The sequence below is a fragment of the Planctomicrobium mucosum genome (genome assembly GCF_051466335.1).
Classification (GTDB): Bacteria; Planctomycetota; Planctomycetia; order Planctomycetales; family Planctomycetaceae; genus Planctomicrobium.
The window spans coordinates 1079770-1097945 of the sequence record NZ_CP195793.1 but is presented as its reverse complement, the minus strand read 5'-3'; the positions used below and the strand labels follow the sequence as shown (position 1 = coordinate 1097945).

Sequence of the window (18176 nt, the reverse complement as noted above, 5' to 3'; positions counted from 1 at the left end):
TCAGTCGCCATGTAGCTGACGGAGTCGACTTGAAGTCCGAAGCATCCACTGAATTCGTTCGAATTCGTTGAGCCAGTCCTGTAGAACCGCCTGAGTGAGTCCTGCGTCCGCACCGAGTCCAGTATCGCAACTCGCTCCGTCGATTTTACGAACAGCGCTGCGATACTTCGAAATCGTCTTGTCACCGTATCGACCGCAGAACTGGCCATCTTCACTCAGGAAGATCACCGCTGGAACACGGGCTCCGCCGCAGGTTGTCATTTCCGCTGCGAATTCTGGATCGGCGTCTCGATCGATGTAGCGAATCTGAATGACGGGTGCGGCCGCTGCAAAGTGCTCGAACATCGGACACTGATTCACGCAATCACCGCACCAGGCCCCCGCCATCACGATGACCTTCATCTCCCGCTTGAAGCTCTGCAGCAACTCAGTCTGCTCAGGAGATAGTGAAATCGATGCGTGAAAATCCGCCCAGCGTCGCTGCTGCTCCGAAGTTCCATACTTGGCCAGAAATTCCTGATATGGCAATGCAGATTCAAACTTCGCTGCAAAATTCATCTTAGTCACTCACTTTCAAGTACCAATCCAATTGATCGGCATCATGATTCATCCGATCTCAACGCGTCAAGCTGGCGACTTGCGCATCCAAATATTCGACCGATCCACTCTGGTCTTCTTGGTCAGGTGGGGGGAAAGTCACTGAATTGTGAACTCTTCCAGATCTAAATCGGCCAGATGATCGTCCTGATTTTTTTGCTCCGATGCTGCTTCCGCCACCTTCGCCGAGTTTTCAGCAGGTTGTTCATTTAAAACCTGCTGCGATTCAGCTTCACCGCTCATGATTCGGGCAATCCGGTTCAGCCAATCCTCGCTGGGCGGCCCATATGGTCGGAGCTTTTCAGAATGTCCTGTCTCTTCACGGTGAAGGATTGCACGATGCGTGCCGAGTCGACTTGCAGCTGGTGAATCGATGAAATTACTGGAATCCGACGCATTCATCTGGAACGCAATTCGTAGTTCCATCTCTCGCATTGACTGACGTGAGAACCATCGATCAAGGTTATTGTACGAATCGCACCAGACGATCAGGTGAATCCCTACCGATGGCCCTTGGGACAACAGATCCGCAAATAGTTTCCCTGGTTGAGGTGGCTTTTCTGCCTGCCCCATTCCAAAACCGCTCATCCCGAAATCGTCGTCTGCTTTTCGCAGATCCCGGAACCGGGCGACGTGATAGACGAAGATGAACATGGACGGGGCCTGAGCGTCGTTCTCATCGAGTCGACGCTGCAATTCAGTGGTCACCGCCTGTAAAAAAGGAGCGACTTCCGCTTGCGGAATCTGCTGTGAATGGAAAGGAAGTTTCTGTGTCAGATTCTTCCATGATTCCGCTTCTGCTGTTCCCTCGTGACTTCCATCAAGAACGAACAGCGTGTTTGCCTCTTCATTCGGACTGACAGCGGCAGCGAGTGCGATGAAAGCTGCCGACATCACTCCCAAGGCTGCGCTCGCATCCTGGCCGACAATCAACAGGTTGCCTCCACTCTGTCGATGAAAGGTGATTGATGTTGCCGGAGCGATCTCGACTGCATCTCCCAACCAGATTGTGGGCGTGTGAACAGACGCAGTTCGCTTAGTAAAATCTGCGATCGACAACAAAAGATCTCTGTTTCTTGAAAGATCCGATGGAATGTTACCTTCAAAAACCAAGGTCGATTGCTGAGCGATACCAGCGCCTGACAGTCGTTGCTGCATCTCGTTCAAGGCCGATTCGCGTTCCAGATCGCTTAGCCACGCGATCTGAAACGGGTGATTCCCCTCCACCATTCCATTTGCATCGTTGTAGATTGCCTCCCCCGGTCGAGTCAGAAGCCGGGCAGCACTATTTTCCTCGCTGAGAATCAAATGGGCATCGGACTCGCTGCACTGCAGTGCGACGCGTACTGCCACCTGCCCCAGCGTACTTCGAGCGAGCGAGTAGGCTCCTCCCAAAGTCTGTGATCCCAGCACGACATGAATTCCGAATGCTCGCCCCTGCCTGACAAGTCGATCGAGCAGCAGTGCCGCTTGATGGCTGATTTTGTCGTCTTCGACAAAGAACTCCTGAAACTCATCGACGACAAGCAAGATACGGGGAAGCTGTAGGTTCGTTGCATTTCGATAGCCAGCGATATCCTGAACACCGTGTTGCCGGAAGAGTTCGCCACGATGCTGAAGGATTTCCCCGAGTCGCTGTAAGGCACTGACACCGAATTCTCGATCACTTTCAATCGCGATGACATTCGCGTGAGGCAGTTGGTGAGTTGCATAATCTTTGAACTCCACCCCCTTCTTGAAGTCGATTAAAAAGAAATTCACTTCATTCGGGCTGTAGTACAGCGAGAGATTTGTAATCAGAATATGTAAGAAGGTCGACTTTCCAGACCCTGTCTTCCCTGCAACAAGCATGTGCTGCGAGGTCCCCTTGCCCAATCGCATTTGCTGCAACTTTGTTGCCCCTGCCCTTCCGACGGGAATGACCAACTCAGAACGACTGTCCTTCGACCAAATCTCGTCAGCATCGGGAGTGATGCGGCTGAAGGAAACCTCGACCTTGCGGGCATCCTTGGACGCCTCGCCAACCTGCTTCACGATTTTTGTGAACACTTCTGGAGAAGGAGGAGTATCGATGATGATTGGCCACTCTGGAAGCGCCGAATCCGGAACACGAAATGCCCCTTTATCCCAGATGAATTTTGACATTCTTGACTGAATATCATCGAGCGAAATGTTATTGGGGAGCTGCTTGCGAGGATCGATATTCATCAACGTGTACACACCGCACCGCGGGCCGCTGTTGACGATACTGACGAGCCTTCGTGCTGCGATTTCGCTGAATTTCGCAGGAAAATCACTGATCACCAACACATGATATGGCTCCGCAACCTCCCCTGCGGATTCGTTGTATTCTTCAATCGTTTGAAACTCGTTTCGCAGGTATTTCTGGAGCACATTCTCCATGTGTTCAGTCAGGTCTGCGAGCCTTGCTTCAATTTGATTGGATTCAGTCCAGATCCGACTCGTTACCATGAGTTCATCGTAATCGGTCAGGTGCATGAACCCACTAAAGCTCTCACCGAGTCCGACAGGATCGATAATCGTGAATCTCAGCTTGCCAGGTGGTACCTGTGTAAGAAGTCGTAACATCAGGCACTGAAGCCCGCGAATCGCCTGCTCGCGTGATTCCGCATCAGGCGACTTGAACAAGACGGAGGTCGCTTCAGGAAAATTCAATGCGTAAGGTACCTGTTGCAACATTTCGTGAGGATGCAATTCGGGATTCGATGAGACAGCCCCGTCCCACTGCCTCAGATCCACTAAAAATTCACCGATCCGCGTATCGCCAGGTATTTCGACCGCAGGCTTCCAGCCCGGGAGAGCCAGAGATTCCCAGGAAGGAAATTGCGATTGATCAACTGAGCGGAGATCCTGCAGCGCCGCTTCAAATCGCGAGAGTCCATCATTCCAGCCTGTATTCAACTTCAGCTGGAAGTTCTCGATAGAGTTTTCTCGTTCCTCAACGAGTTGTTGAAGCTCTCTGCTCAGAGACTGAATTCGAGCTGTCCAGTCAAGCTTGATCTGCTCGAGATTCTGCTGGTGATGGATGCGAAGCGTCTCCAGCGATTCGCGTTTCTGAGCAACGAGCCCAGAATACTCCTCTGCATATCGAAGTCGCTCTTCTTTGATGCGTTGCAGCTTGTGAGTTTCGATGCTCTCGAGTCGATCCGAATGGGCTTTCTGATAGCGCATCAACGAGGCTTCCCGATCGGAAGCCATCTTTCGCTGCTGCAGGTCAACGTCCTTCTGCTGCTTGCTGATCTGCTCTTTGGTAATACGAGTCCAGTGATGTTGCGCCCATCGGGCTTCGTCGCGGGCATTGAGAATCTGAGACAACAGCCCCGACTGCCGCATTGACATCAGCGTGTACAGGACCAATGTCAACAGGACTCCAGCGACCAATCCGATGACCCCGCAAGCAATGATCCATGCTTGCGAATTCTCTTCTCCGTGAAAGGAGAACAGTTCTGGTTGCACTGTCTTATAGAGAGTGACCCCAAACGCGATCCCGAAAACAACAATTGCTCCGAGTGACCGTAAACCTTTGAGAAAAACGGGGAGGATCATCAACTTGAGTTGGCTCGCATACAACCGAGATCGAGCCATCGCCTCAGTAAATCGTTCTGCAGCGGCTTCACGCGAAGCGGGCGGACGGTCGAACTCGATCACGCCGCCACCTAGCTCCACCTTTGAACCGAAAAATTTTGCGATGGCTTGATCCAGCGTCTGCAATTCCGCGACCTGGTCGTCTTGCGACTTCTGCGCCAGGGTTTTGAAGCGTTCGAATGTCCGACGAGGACTGTCTTCACCTGAATCATCCAGCACGGACTGGACGACCCATGCACTATCATCTCGTTGATCTTCCACTTCACGCAACGCGCGGGCAGCGTCGAGTTCGATTGTGGAATTCATCGACTCATGCTGTCGATGTGCTGCTGCCAGTTGTTGATCGAAACTGGAAGTGTTTTCATGATGTCGCTGTTGAAAGTCTTCCTCTGCATGTGAGGTAACGGCTTGCTGTTTTTCCTGCCACTCCTGCAACTTTGATCTTAAAAGTAGTTCTCGAGGTTCAACATGCGAAGCGAGATCTCGAAGCGATGTTTCCTGCTGCACTCTCGCTTGAATGTCGCGTTGAAATTCGGAAAAGATCATCTGCAGTTGAGACATAACTCATCATCGTTTCTTAATCGACACGTGTCGTTAACCACACCCGTTCCGTCAGCCAACTCTATATTAACCAACGGCGACTATTTCTGGGTTCTCAAAGAGTCAAACGGGGGATCATGTTGGAAATCAACCCACCATCTGGCCACAAAAAAAAGACACACGGCTGTTTCCGTGTGTCTTTCAGGTTTTATTGGAACCGACGCAAAGTCGTCAAAAAATTCTTTGCGAGGACTAGAGCAAATTAGTAGCTAAATTGCCTTTCCAGTTTTTCCGCACACGAGACACAGTGTCTCGCGTAAGGGATATGCTTCAGACGAGTCTTTGGAATCCAGCACTTTGAAGGGGGTCTTCCAACGTCTACGCAACCTTCGCAAGTCCCGTAGCTCCCGTCATCAATTCGTGAGATCGCCGCTCGAATCTCTTTGATGACTTCTTGATCACTCTCCATGATGCGAAGAGAGAAGTCTTGATCAAAAGCCTCCGTCCCCAGTTCTGCCATGTGCGTCGGACTTTTTGAATCCGACCAGGAGCCGAGGGCTCCAGAACTCAACGCTTGAACGTCTCCGAGAAGTCGAGACTGCAATGAAATGAGCGAGTCTCGAAACTGCTCCAGATCTTTGGTTTTCAGCATACCACTCTTCCGCCTTACGAATTTAGGGGCTGGATCTGAAAACGGATTATCTCCTCAAGATTGGGAAAGTTCAAGGAATTAGTAAAGAACCACGCAAACATGTGCGTAACAAAATGCATTCTGACGAATTTGCATCCAAAACCTCCTATTTCACAGAAACCGATGAACGATTTAAGTGTCCACTCGAATGTTCTGACCGATTTGAACGGTTTTTGTGTTGTTTCCAATATTAGTTCGCGGTAGAACTATCAGGAGCGATCACGACGACAACCGCAAAAACATCACCGATTGGGCCGGATCCAACTATGAAAAACGTACTCTCACCACCGTTGGAATCTCAAAAATCTAACCAGGCCATCTGCTATATCGACTCGATCGACTTTAAAAATCTGACGCTGGAGCGTCTCGACGCGGAAGAACCAGTTCTCCTTTATCAAGGAGCCGAACTGCCAGCGAAGAGTAGCGATACGACTCATCTTCTCCTGACTCCCGCAGCGGAAGCATTCCTCTTTAAGAAGCTGAACTTCCTGAAACACTGTGCCGAGAAACTGCGTAAAGGGAGCAAAGGCAACTACAAACTGCAGCGCCGTGGCACCACCGAGTCGTTTCTTACTGACGCACTGAGAATTCGTGACGTCATCATTGGCGCGAATCTTCGATTGGTCATGGGACTGGCTCACCAATACTCCAAATCGGCCGAGGAATTCGACGATTTTGTCAGTGAGGGGAACCTGATTCTGATGAACGCTGTCGATAAGTTCGATTACAGCCGAGGGTTCCGTTTCAGCACGTACGCCACTTACTCGATTCAGCGACACTATTTTCGAGTGAAGCAGCAACAGCAGCGTCGCAAAATGCGGGAACGCCATTCAGACGTCGAACAGCTCGGAAGCGTCGCCTCTCCAGAACAGGAAGAACCGACATTCACTCCCGCTGCGGCGCATCAATTGATTCAGAAATTTGAAGAGTGCCTCAACCCGCGTGAGCGGTTGATTCTCGAAGAACGCTTTGGCCTGAAAGATGGCGAAGCAGCCTCACTCAAGTCTGTCGCAGAGAAGGTCGGGTTGAGTAAAGAACGCGTGCGACAGTTACAAATGGGCGCTCTAGAGAAGCTGCAGTCAATCGCAACAACCATGCGACTTCACCCGGAAACCTGCCTGTAACCGATCGGAATCGTCGACGGAACGGGCAGAAAATTCAATTTGAATCGTCCCCAAAATCTGAATCCTAAGCTGGAAAGCGGGGTGATCGAGAGCGGTTGCTCCCTCTCATCACCCTGCTTTTTCGCATTTCAGGCCCTCTGACTTGCTTCGAACCACCTTGGATCACGCGGCGGAGATTAATATACTTTCGTCCAGTAAGCCTCCAGAGTCCCTGCGCTCTCACTTGGTGGACGGAACGAGACATGCCCATTCAACGAATTTTTCTGGACTGGTCTCAACCGACGCTCGAAGTCGTCACAGACCAGTTATTGCTCCGCAATCGGAACTCGAGATTCATTGATCTCTCTCACCTTGTGCTCGTCTTCAACGGGCGTCAGGCCGGACGCCGCTGTCAGGAATTGCTCGCGGAAAAGAGCGGCGGAATTCTCGCTCCGCCGCGTGTCGTCACAGCGGGTCAACTGCCTGAATTGCTTTATGAACCCAAACGTCCCTTCGCCGCACTCCTCGTACAGCAACTGGCATGGGCGGAAGCGCTGCGCAGCCAGCCCGCCGAAAAGCTCCGAAATCTCACCAGCATTGCTCCCAATATCGATGACCACGCGGGCTGGGTTCGATTGGGAGAACTGCTGCGCCGCCAGCATGATGAACTTGCGCGAGACCAGATTGACTTCTCTGACGTCTGGAAACGAGGAAGCCAACTTCCGGATTTTAATGAAACCAATCGTTGGAAATTTCTTGAAAAGATTCAGCAGGATTACCTTAAACTCCTCGATCAATTTGGAATTTGGGACCAACAGACCGCACGACTCGAAGCGATCAAACGAAAAGAGTGCAGGACCGACAAAGAGATCGTGACAATCGGAACGGTCGACCTCAGTCGGACGGTCCGCGCGATGCTGAGCCAAATTGCGGATCGCGTCACGGCGTACATTCCGGCGTCCGAAGCACACAAAGACGATTTTGACGAATTCGGCTGCATTCTCCCGGAACGTTGGATTGATCAGACAGTCGAAATTGACGACGAAAAACTCATCATTGCGGATGACACCGCAGGACAATGCGCAGCGGTTCTCGGCATTCTCAATTCTTATCAAGGGAAGTTCTCCGTTGACGAAATTACGATCGGAGTTCCTGATCAAGCTCTCGTCCAGCCCATTCAAAGAGCACTCGAAGAACATGGCATCCCCAGCCATTGGCCTGTCGATCGTGAAGTCTCTTCGACTGGGCCTTACCGTCTGCTGGACGTCGTCGCGAATTTTCTAGAAGAGCCACGAGCCGAGTATTTCGCAGCCTTGATTCGCCACCCTGACGTTGGAATCTGGCTGCGAACGAAACACCTCCCTGCGAATTGGCTGTCGGACTGGGACCAGTACTTCTCGAGTCATCTTCCACGAATGATTGACTGGATTCTCGACGACACTCATTCAGCAAGTGTCATCAAGCTGAAAAAGGCGATTCAGGAGTTGGTCTCCCCGTTCCCCCGAAAGAAAGCGTCGCTCACTCAATGGGCCCGTCCAATTCGACAACTGCTTGATTCGGTTTATGAGCACAGTGAATTCAATCCTGATGACCCCAATGACAAACAGCTGAACACTGTCATTGAGCTGTTAAAGGACGGATTTTCCGCTCAGCATCGAATCCCTGAACTCCTCGATATCGAGATGTCAGCAAACGAAGCGATTCGACTGATCCTCAAGAACTCCAGCATTGAGTTATTCCGGGGCGAAACAGAATCTGCTGTCCAGATTGTCGGCTGGCTCGAAATGCCATTGGACGACGCTCCTGCAACGATCGTCACGACGTTCAACGAAACATTCGTTCCGAAGTCTGTCAATCACGACTTGTTTCTTCCAAACCGTCTCCGCACACATTTGGGCATTGAAGACAACACCCGTCGTTACGCCCGAGATCTCTACTTATTGACCTCACTTGTTCGTTCCCGCAAGAACCTGCACCTGATCGTTTCAAGAAGAAATACGAACCAGGATCCCCTCACACCGAGCCGCCTGCTCTTTGCAACGTCACCCGAGCGAATTGCAAATCGCGTACTTCGGTTTTACGAACCGGAACATCAGAGCCAACTCCCCATCCCTGTAACGCCACTTCAAATTGGAACGGAATCCGGCTTCAGGATTCCGATGCCAAGTCCCGTTGAAGCTCCCAAAGAGACCTTCCGCGTCACAGAGTTCCGGGATTATCTCGCGTCCCCTTATCGCTACTATCTACGCCACATCCTCAAGCTAGAGTCAGTCAGCGACGAAATCGACGAGTTGGATGGAGCCGCCTTTGGAACACTTGTCCATGAGGTCCTTAGTCGTTTCGGCAATAGCTCTCGCCGCAATTCCCGTGACCCCGAAGTGATCGCCGAATTTCTTTCACAGGAACTTCTCGTCGTTGTTGAGGAGTGCTATGGAAAAGAACCACTCGCCGCGATTCTGATTCAGGCCGAGCAGGCAAAACGTCGCCTCATGGCGTTTGCGTATTGGCAGGCGAAATGGCGCCTTGAAGGCTGGGAAATTTTCGCTGTGGAACAGGCCAATGAGGAACCTGTCCGATTCAACCTGCGAGATGGCCGAGCGATCTTCCTCAGAGGACGGATCGACAGAATTGACCATCACCCGGAAAGTGGAAAATGGGCAATTTTCGACTACAAGACCGGGGATCGTGGCGCGAGTCCCGAACAGACACATCGATGGCAGAACGAATGGGTTGATCTGCAATTGCCACTGTACCGACACCTCGCGAGTGAAATCACAGGTCTTGAAGATGTTCAACTCGGTTACATCGTTCTTCCACGCGATGTGGGAGCAGTGAATGCCGTGTTCGCACAATGGACAGACGAGGACCTCATTCACGCAGACGAAACAGCACGCGATGTCGCGATTCAGATTCTGGATCAGCATTTCTGGAAACCACTCCCCGAACCCTCGGGAACGATGACGGAGTTTGACGTGATCTGTCAGACAGGTGTCTTTGGGCAGGAGATCTCGCTGTGAACGGGAAACGCCAGAAAACGATGTTTGACGACAGCACTGACATCTCCGGCGAGGGAGCACTTGACACGCCGCGCCTGCTGATTCGAGCCTCTGCTGGAACAGGAAAGACCTTTCAGCTCTCCTCGAGATACATTGAACTGCTGCGGTTCGCTTCTCCGGAAAAGATCCTCGCTTCAACGTTCACAAGAAAAGCTGCGGGGGAAATTCTCGAACGAATTCTCCTCCGGCTGGCACGGGCGACCGTATCAGAAAAGTCACTGAAGGAACTCGCAGCTTCCATTTCTTATCCTGATCTGTCGCGGCAGGAATGCCTGCAGATGCTGGCTCAATTTACTCGGCAACTGCACCGAGTACGTATCAGTACGCTCGACGGGTTCTTCGCTCAACTCGCTGGAAGCCAGTCGCTGGAATTGGGATTTCCTTCCGGTTGGAGAATTCTTGATCCTGTGGAAGTTCAGGACCTGAAAACGCAGGCTCTTGAAACGATGCTTCGGGAAGGAGACCAGAAAGAACTCGTTCAACTGATGCATTTGCTCGATAAAGGAGATTCCTCGCGCAGCGTCTCCGGGCTGATGCGATCGACGATCGACGACATGTATTCGATATTCATCGATTCCTCTGAGGAGTCGTGGGATCGCTTCCCGGAACACAAGTTCCTGACAGCTGAACATCGCGAAGAACTCCTTCAGGGAATGGCACAGCTGCAGACGGACCAAAAGCGTATTCAGACGGCTGTTGCCAACGACAGTCAGGCAATCCGCGAAGAACGCTGGGAAGACTTTCTTTCAAAAGGCCTGATGCCCAAAATTCGCTCGACCGAACGCACGTATTACAACAAACCAATCCCTGAAAACGTCTGCGCGTACTACGAAGAGATTGGCGAACATAGCCTGGCCGTCACCGCATCCTCATGGAGACAGCAGACGAAAGCAGCGAGGCGACTCCTTTCTGACTTTCACGCCGTGTTCGAAAAGCTGAAATATGCAGCGGGTGGACTCGAGTTCGGGGACATCACTCGGCGCCTCGCGATGAGTCAACGAGTCACTTCTCGTAGAGACACGACTTTCCGGATGGATGGAGCCATCGAACACCTGCTGCTCGATGAGTTTCAGGATACATCGCGTCCGCAATGGGAGGTGATTCAGAGTTTCGCGGATGAAGCGTGTCGATTACCGAACCGCTCATTCTTCTGCGTCGGAGACGTCAAGCAGGCCATCTACGGATGGCGTGGCGGAGAAGCGACGATTTTCGATGCGATTGAACAGCAGCTTCCGAATCTGACATCCCGACCATTGAACCTGAGCTACCGCTCTTCTCCGGTGGTGATTGACGCTGTGAATCAGGTGATGACGAAGTTGTCACAACACAACAATCTCGTCGATCACGCGGAGCTTCTTTTCCACTGGTGCCGCCAGTTCCCCATTCATGAGACAACCAGAAAAGATTTGACTGGATATGTCTGTCTGAGAACCGGCCCGGAACTCCCAGAGGGTGAGGATGAAACACCTTCAAGCATTGATCAGAAAGCTGCATTCTGGACATATGCGGCCGAATACGTGGCAGACCTGGCGAGATCGACTCCACAGGCGAGTATCGGTGTTCTCATGCGGGGTAACACCGCAGTGGGACGCATGATCTATGAATTGAGTCGCTTAGGGGTCGAAGCGAGTGAGGAAGGCGGAAATCCACTGACAGACTCTGCTGGAGTCCATTTGATTCTCCAATTGATGCGTCTTGCAGATCACCCCGGTGACACGATCGCAGCCTATTGTGTTTCGGGGTCGCCGCTCGGAGTCCAACTTGGCTTTGGTTCGGACGCTACCGCGAATCAACGGACACAGGTTGCCTTGGGCTTGCGACGGGAGCTCATGCAACACGGTTACGGCCCAGTGGTCCACAATCTTGTGAATCAACTTTCGGGCGTCTGCAATCGACGCGAATTCCGGCGTCTCAGGCAACTTGCCGTCCTTGCCGACCGATATGACACACTTTTCGACTCGCTGCGTCCATCAGAGTTCGTGACGTTTGTTGAATCCCAACGAATTCAGGAACCAACAAACGCACAGATTCGAGTCATGAATATTCACCAGTCCAAAGGGCTGGAGTTCGATATCGTCGTACTTCCCGAATTGAATCCGCCGTTGGCCCTGCCCCCACGTTACGTGACCAAAACTTCCACTCCGGGAGGCCCTCCTGAATTAGTGGCGCTCTATCGAAGCGAAGAACACTTCGCCTCGTTGGGGGGCGAATTGATGGTAGCGAGAATGCAGACGCGGGATAAACTGGTTCAGGAAGCGCTCTGCCTGCTGTACGTCGCGTTGACCCGTGCTGCTCGCAGTCTTCACATGCTGATTCCTCCGAAAGTTACCAAAGGTCATCCCAAGAACTTCGCGGGGCTGGTGCGAGCAGCACTTGCACCGAATCAGCCGATGGAACCGATGTCCCTTCTTTGGGAACATGGCGACCCACAATGGGCCGTTCCTGAAACGGAAGCGTATCTGGCGGCTCAGGAAGCAATCGCTTTGCAAAAAACCTCCCCCCCTGAAGTCACCCCGTTGCGTTTTGCGGAATCAAAGAGGAAGCGGCATCTCATCTGGACCTCACCAACGGGCAAGCGAGGAAAGCACCCGAAACCACCTTCGAGTAGCACGACACAATCCACCCCCAGCACCCGGCTTTCCGGAGCAGAACGTGGAACGCTGTTTCACCAATGGGCCGAAACGATTGAATGGTTGGATGAAGAAAAAATCAACCTGTCAAAAATGCGTTCGATCGCAAGCCTTTCCGGACTCGATGACCGTGAATTCGACGTCCTCTCTTCAGAGTTCATGCAGTCGATGAATTTCGACAGCGTCAAAAATCTCTTCTCGCGTGACCATTGCCTGCGTTCGTACCTGCAAACGCAGAGTAAGGAAGGATCCACGTCATTCAGCTGCGAGGTACTGAACGAGTTTCGTTTCCTCGAGACCTCTGCAGATGGAGAACTGATCAATGGGGCGATCGACAGGCTCGTCATAATTTCTGAAAACGACCAACCTGTTGCAGTGCAGATCATCGACTTCAAAACCGATGACTTAAAGGGGGGCGAGCCATCTGCGGAATTGGTGAGTTATTACCAAAGTCAGCTGGCAGCCTATTCAGAAGCTGTCGTGAAAATCTGGAAAGTGGAACCGTCCCAGGTTCAATTGAGCCTGGTTTTTCTTCAGACCGGAGCGGTCGCCCACTTCAACAATTCCGTCAACAGATGACAATTCACTGCACATTAACAGAAAATGAATCTTCATCGCACACAAACAAACAGTCGCATAAACATTCTTGCAAACGATCTCTTTTCCGTGTATAAGAAAGAGGACGGTTTTTACCAGCCTGTATTCGGTAAATAATCCGCAACGGAACTCAGGGCAAGTATCCACCTCCTTCGGATACCCACCTCTTTGCGACACCTGAGCTGCAGCCCCGTTCTATTTTTGGTCCTGCCTCATCGAAACCAACCAGTGAAGTGGCGATTCATGATGCGCTTCTCCCTCTGCTCCGTGCTCTGCGTTTTCATCGTTGCTCATCAGCTGCTTGCTGAAGACTCACAAGCAACAAAAGCGGTGAGCTTCCAGAAAGAAATCCAACCAATTCTCATGGCAAATTGCCAGGGGTGCCACCAACCCGAAAAGCGCGGGGGGGGATATGAGCTCTCTACATTTTCGCAGTTGCTCATATCAGGAGAAAGCGGAACAGCAGCGATCGTCCCCGGTAAGCCAGACGAAAGTTATCTTGTTCAACTGATCACTGCAGCGAACGGTCAGGCAGAAATGCCTAAGAATGCAGCTCCTCTCACCAGCGAGCAAGTCGAGAAAATTCGTCTCTGGATCCAGCAAGGTGCACTCGATGACACCTCTTCGACTGCCCCGCAATTCGATCAGGATCATCTCCCCAGCTACTCCCGGGCGCCTGTCGTCACCTCAATCGCTTACTCCCCGGATGGGAGTTTGCTCGCCATTAGTGGCTACCATGAAGTAATCGTTCGGTCGGGCGACGGTGCAGAACTGATCGCTCGTTTGGTCGGTCTTTCTGAACGAATTGAATCTGTCGAGTTTTCCCCAGATGGTCAGCGACTCGCCGTTGCAGGTGGTCAACCGGGACGCATGGGGGAGCTGCAAATCTGGAGGATCTCTAACAAGAAGCTGGAACTCTCCATCCCGATCACGGGTGACACCGTTTACGGAGCGAGTTGGTCCCCTGATGGATCGCTCGTTGCAGTTGGCGCGACAGACAACGTGATTCGCGCGTTCAACTCCTCCACTGGTGAACAGGTCTTCTTCAATGGAGCACACGACGACTGGCCACTCGCAACCACATTCTCTGTTGACGGTTCAATGATCGTCTCTGCTGGCCGAGACATGTCGACAAAGTTGTACAACGTGCCGACGCAGCGATTCATCGACAACATTACTTCGATTACCCCCGGAGCGCTCAAAGGGGGGATTTCGGCAGTCAGACGCCATCCAACAAAGGATGAAATTCTCGTGGGTGGGTCGGATGGAACTCCCCGCATTTACAGAATGGAGCGTGTTTCCGCTCGCGTGATTGGGGACGATGCCAATCTTGTTCGCCCATTTCCATCAATGCAGGGCCGCATTTATAGCGTCGCCTTTTCCGCCGATGGGAACACCATTGCCTGCGGATCCAGCCTGAACGGCAAGGGCCAAGTCTACGTCTACAACTCAGCCCCACTTTCCGATGTTCCAGCTGAGATTCAGGAACTCATCAACAAACACTCGACTGGTCTCTCCAATGACGAGCACGCAAAAATGGTGGCGTATTACAACGCCAATCCAGAGCGACTGCTCCTCACACGAACAGAACTTCCTGCTGCGGTTTATGCACTCGCGTTTCACCCGAAGACCGGCATGATCGCAGCGTCCGGAAGCGACGGGACGGTACGGATGATCAATCCAGCCGATGGTTCCGTTCAGAGTGAGTTTGCACCGATTGAACTGACTTCCTCAAATGTGGTTAAAAACTCCCACCCCAAGTCATTCCGTCCAGTCCATCAAGACCGACTGACTGGAGAAGAGTCTGTCCCGTCGGGTGCCGTCGTCAGCGCGATCGAAGTTCAACCGCAGTCGATCCAATTGAGCGGACCGTATGATTCCTCGCAGATTCTGGTCACAGGCATTCTCACTTCCGGAGACAGGATCGACTTGACCCGAATTGCAAAACTGACCGTCAATGGAGAATCCATTGTCGTGAGCCCGCTGGCGAAGGTCTTTCCTGCGAACGCCGGACCAAGCACCATTACCGTAGAGTACGGGGACCTCAAGACAGAACTCCCCGTCTCAGTCGAGATGCCGGATACTACCCATCCCCTCAACTTTATTCGAGATGTCAATCCGGTCCTGACACGGCTGGGATGCAATCAGGGAACCTGTCATGGTGCCAAGGACGGGAAGAATGGATTCAAGCTTTCGTTACGTGGGTACGATCCAATCTTCGATGTCCGTGCGTTCACAGATGACATTAAATCCAGAAGAACGAACGTCGCTGCTCCCGAGCAGAGCCTGCTGCTCCTGAAAGCGAGTGGAACAGTCCCACACGTGGGGGGACAGCTGACACGCCCGGGAGAGGCATACTACGAGATCATTCGACAGTGGATCGAAGAAGGAGCTCAACTTGACCACAACGTGGAGCGAGTCTCCTCAATCGAGATCGAACCGCTCAATCCAGTCGTACAACACATTGGCGCACGCCAACAAATCCGCGTCATTGCGACCTATACCAATGGCATGAAGCGAGATGTCACCAGCGACGCGTTTCTCGAGAGCAGCAACACAGAAGTTGCCGACGTCAATCGGTCTGCAGTGGTCACTGCGATCCGCCGTGGGGAAGCACCGATCCTAGCACGGTTTGAAGGAAACTACGCTGCCACAACGCTCACCGTCATGGGCCAACGCGATGGGTTCGTCTGGAAACAACCGGAGACATGGGGAAAGATCGACGAGCTTGTCGCAGAGAAATGGGAGCGAATGAAGATCGAGCCGTCAGGTCTGTGCAGCGACTCTGAGTTTCTTCGCCGAGTGTATCTGGACCTGACTGGACTTCCTCCATCCGTGGAAGCACTTCAGGCATTTCTTGATGACCCTCGTCCCACCCAGGAAAAGCGATCGGATATCGTCGACCAGCTGATTGGCTCCGAGGCTTATGTCGACTACTGGACCAACAAATGGTCTGACATGCTTCTCGTCAACAGTAAATTCCTTGGCTCAGAGGGAGCATCGGAATTCCGTAGCTGGATTCGTCAGAAAGTCGCAGCGAATCAGCCTTATGACCAATTCTGTCGTGATGTCATCACTGCCAGCGGTTCCAACAAATCGAACCCAGGAGCCTCGTACTTCAAAATTCTCCGTGAGCCCGACGCCATCATGGAGAACACAACGCACCTGTTCTTGGCAATTCGCTTCAACTGCAATAAATGCCACGACCATCCATTCGAACGATGGACTCAGGATCAATACTACGAGACACAGGCGTTCTTTGCTCAAGTTGAATTGAAACGCGACCCTGCCAACCAAAACGGGGACATTGGCGGAACCAACGTCGAGGCTCCCAAGCCACTCTGGGAAGAGATTTACGATAACCCGAATGGTGAAGTGAAACACGATCGAACCGGAGAAGTCACAGCGCCACTTGTCCCGTTCGACCGCGAAATTCCCGTCCCTCAGTCAGGAAGTCGTCGAGAACAGCTTGCTGACTGGATCACTTCTTCTGACAACGATTATTTCGCCCGCAGCTACGCGAATCGTGTCTGGGGCTACATGATGGGAATGGGATTAATTGAACCCATTGACGATATCCGCGCAGGAAACCCTGCTACTAATCCGGAACTGCTTGACCACCTGACTGCGGAATTTATCAATTCTGGCTTCAACGTCCGAGAACTGATGCGATCCATCTGTAAGAGCCGCACCTATCAGCTCAGTATTGCGACGAACAAATGGAATGAAGACGATACCCTCAACTACTCACACGCGAATCCGAAACGTCTTCCTGCTGAAGTGCTGTACGACACCGTCTACACCGTAACCGGCTCGAAGATGCAGATCCCCGGAGTTCCTGAAGGGACACGCGCCGCGGCACTGCCAGATGTGAGTTTCAATCTGCAAGATGGATTTTTGGACAGCCTGGGGCGCCCAGTTCGAGAATCTGCGTGCGAATGCGAGCGTTCATCTGGACTGCAACTCGGTCCTGTCATGGCTTTGATGAACGGAACGACTGTCAACGAGGCGATTTCTCAATCAGGAAATCGCTTAGAACAACTTGTGACATCCGAAACCGACAACGCAGCATTAATCAACAAGATTTTCCTGAATGTCCTCAACCGTTCGGCTCGTGAAGAGGAAATTCAAGCAGCGCTGTCCCTCCTGCAAAATCTCGACAATGACCAAGTTCAGCTCATCGCTGAACGAGACGCCTATGTCAAAGAAATTGAACCAGTTCAACAGGAACTGAAACTGAAGCGAGAACAGGCCATCGCCGACGCTGAACAACAACTGAATCGTTATGTCGAATCGATGAAGCCGAGTGTTGAGGCGGCTGAGCAAGCTCGACAAGAACGCATCGCAAGTGCGCAAGCTGCGATCAACGAATATCAATCACAGTTCCCACAACGCTTGTCGGCGTGGTTCGCAGGGCCGGTTTCCACCCGCACTCATTGGGCGATCAATCGCTTCGACAACCTGCAATCCACGCTCAATCCAGAAGCTAAATTGACTCAGGAAGACTCTGGTAAAGTCGTGTCAACAGGACCGCTCGGCAAGGGAGAATTTGTGCTAACTGGTGCCAGTCCGCTAGAGACGGTCACCGCGATTGAAATCCAGGCACTCTTGGATGCAGATAACAAAGGACCGGGACGAGCACCGAATGGGAACTTTGTATTGACGGAGTTCACCGTCAGCTATTGGCCAAAGGATCACCCGGATCAAAAGAAGCAGGTTTCGCTGACGAATCCAAAATCCTCCTTTAGTCAGTCTGGATTCGATGTCAGCACAGCGATTGATGGCAAGACCGAAAACAACGGTAATGGCTGGGCGGTCAGTCCTGAGACGAACAAGGAACACTTTGCGACTTTTCAATTCGCAGAACCTGTCAGTGCAGGTCCAGACGTCGTCTTTGAATATCGCATGAACTTCCAATACGCGGACGATCAGCATGTCTTAGGACAGTTCAACCTCTTGGTGACGGACTCCACGGGTGAGATTCATCCTGACATTCCTTCTGATCTCATCCTTCTGGCTGAGACCCCGGAGATGGATCGCACGCCGGAGCAAAACGAGCGGCTATCCCAATATCTGAATCGTCAGGACGAAAAGTATCAACAACTGAGTGATGCTCTCGCCGCAGCGAATCAACCACTTCCTGCAGATCCGAAAATCGCAGAATTGAACAAGTCGCTGGAAGAGACTCGTAAACCAGTTCCAGAAGATTTGCGACTGAGTCGACTGAATCGCGCAATCGAATTGAGTCAAAAGCAACTTGAGAACCGACGATTAACCGCCGCTCAAGATTTGACTTGGGCCTTAATTAACAGTCCAGCATTCCTTTTCAACAGATAGTCAGTTTCAACCAGTCCGC

7 protein-coding genes are annotated in these 18176 nt (G+C 52.1%); 4 read left to right on the top strand and 3 right to left on the bottom strand.

From position 1 onward, the window contains the following. The 3 genes from SH668x_RS04445 to SH668x_RS04435 all read right to left on the bottom strand — a co-directional run bounded on the left by SH668x_RS04445 (nt 1) and on the right by SH668x_RS04435 (nt 5395). Nucleotides 1-558, bottom strand: a complete 558-nt coding sequence (locus SH668x_RS04445) for a thioredoxin family protein (protein WP_437187492.1) — start codon at nt 556-558, stop codon at nt 1-3. Nucleotides 559-696: 138 nt separating this feature from the next. Continuing rightward, nucleotides 697-4764: an FtsK/SpoIIIE domain-containing protein gene (locus SH668x_RS04440; RefSeq protein ID WP_437187491.1), complete on the bottom strand. Its 4068-nt coding sequence runs from the start codon at nt 4762-4764 to the stop codon at nt 697-699. Between the two features lie 241 nt (nt 4765-5005). Then, the gene (locus SH668x_RS04435) at nt 5006-5395 is read right to left on the bottom strand and encodes a TraR/DksA family transcriptional regulator (protein ID WP_437187490.1); all 390 of its coding nucleotides are present in this window, start codon (nt 5393-5395) and stop codon (nt 5006-5008) included. A 305-nt stretch (nt 5396-5700) separates the two neighbouring features. Between SH668x_RS04435 and SH668x_RS04430 the strand changes: the two genes are divergently transcribed. The 4 genes from SH668x_RS04430 (at nt 5701) to SH668x_RS04415 (ending at nt 18157) form a co-directional block, all read left to right on the top strand. Further along, nucleotides 5701-6558, top strand: coding sequence for a sigma-70 family RNA polymerase sigma factor (locus tag SH668x_RS04430; protein WP_437187489.1), 858 nt, complete (start codon nt 5701-5703; stop codon nt 6556-6558). 242 nt (nt 6559-6800) lie between these two features. After that, nucleotides 6801-9554: a PD-(D/E)XK nuclease family protein gene (locus SH668x_RS04425; RefSeq protein ID WP_437187488.1), complete on the top strand. Its 2754-nt coding sequence runs from the start codon at nt 6801-6803 to the stop codon at nt 9552-9554. Further along, a complete protein-coding gene (locus SH668x_RS04420) occupies nt 9551-12802 on the top strand; it encodes a UvrD-helicase domain-containing protein (RefSeq protein WP_437187487.1) in 3252 nt (1083 codons plus the stop codon). Before SH668x_RS04425 ends, SH668x_RS04420 begins: the two co-directional genes overlap by 4 nt. Before the next feature lie 261 nt (nt 12803-13063). Next, entirely contained in the window at nt 13064-18157 is a 5094-nt protein-coding gene (locus SH668x_RS04415; protein WP_437187486.1) for a DUF1549 domain-containing protein, read from the top strand. Nucleotides 18158-18176: the final 19 nt, after the last annotated feature.

Coding starts and splice junctions, on each gene's coding strand:
- SH668x_RS04445 (WP_437187492.1), bottom strand. CDS start 558: ATGAATTTTGCAGCGAAGTTTGAATCTGCATTGCCATATCAGGAATTT.
- SH668x_RS04440 (WP_437187491.1), bottom strand. CDS start 4,764: ATGTCTCAACTGCAGATGATCTTTTCCGAATTTCAACGCGACATTCAA.
- SH668x_RS04435 (WP_437187490.1), bottom strand. CDS start 5,395: ATGCTGAAAACCAAAGATCTGGAGCAGTTTCGAGACTCGCTCATTTCA.
- SH668x_RS04430 (WP_437187489.1), top strand. CDS start 5,701: ATGAAAAACGTACTCTCACCACCGTTGGAATCTCAAAAATCTAACCAG.
- SH668x_RS04425 (WP_437187488.1), top strand. CDS start 6,801: ATGCCCATTCAACGAATTTTTCTGGACTGGTCTCAACCGACGCTCGAA.
- SH668x_RS04415 (WP_437187486.1), top strand. CDS start 13,064: ATGATGCGCTTCTCCCTCTGCTCCGTGCTCTGCGTTTTCATCGTTGCT.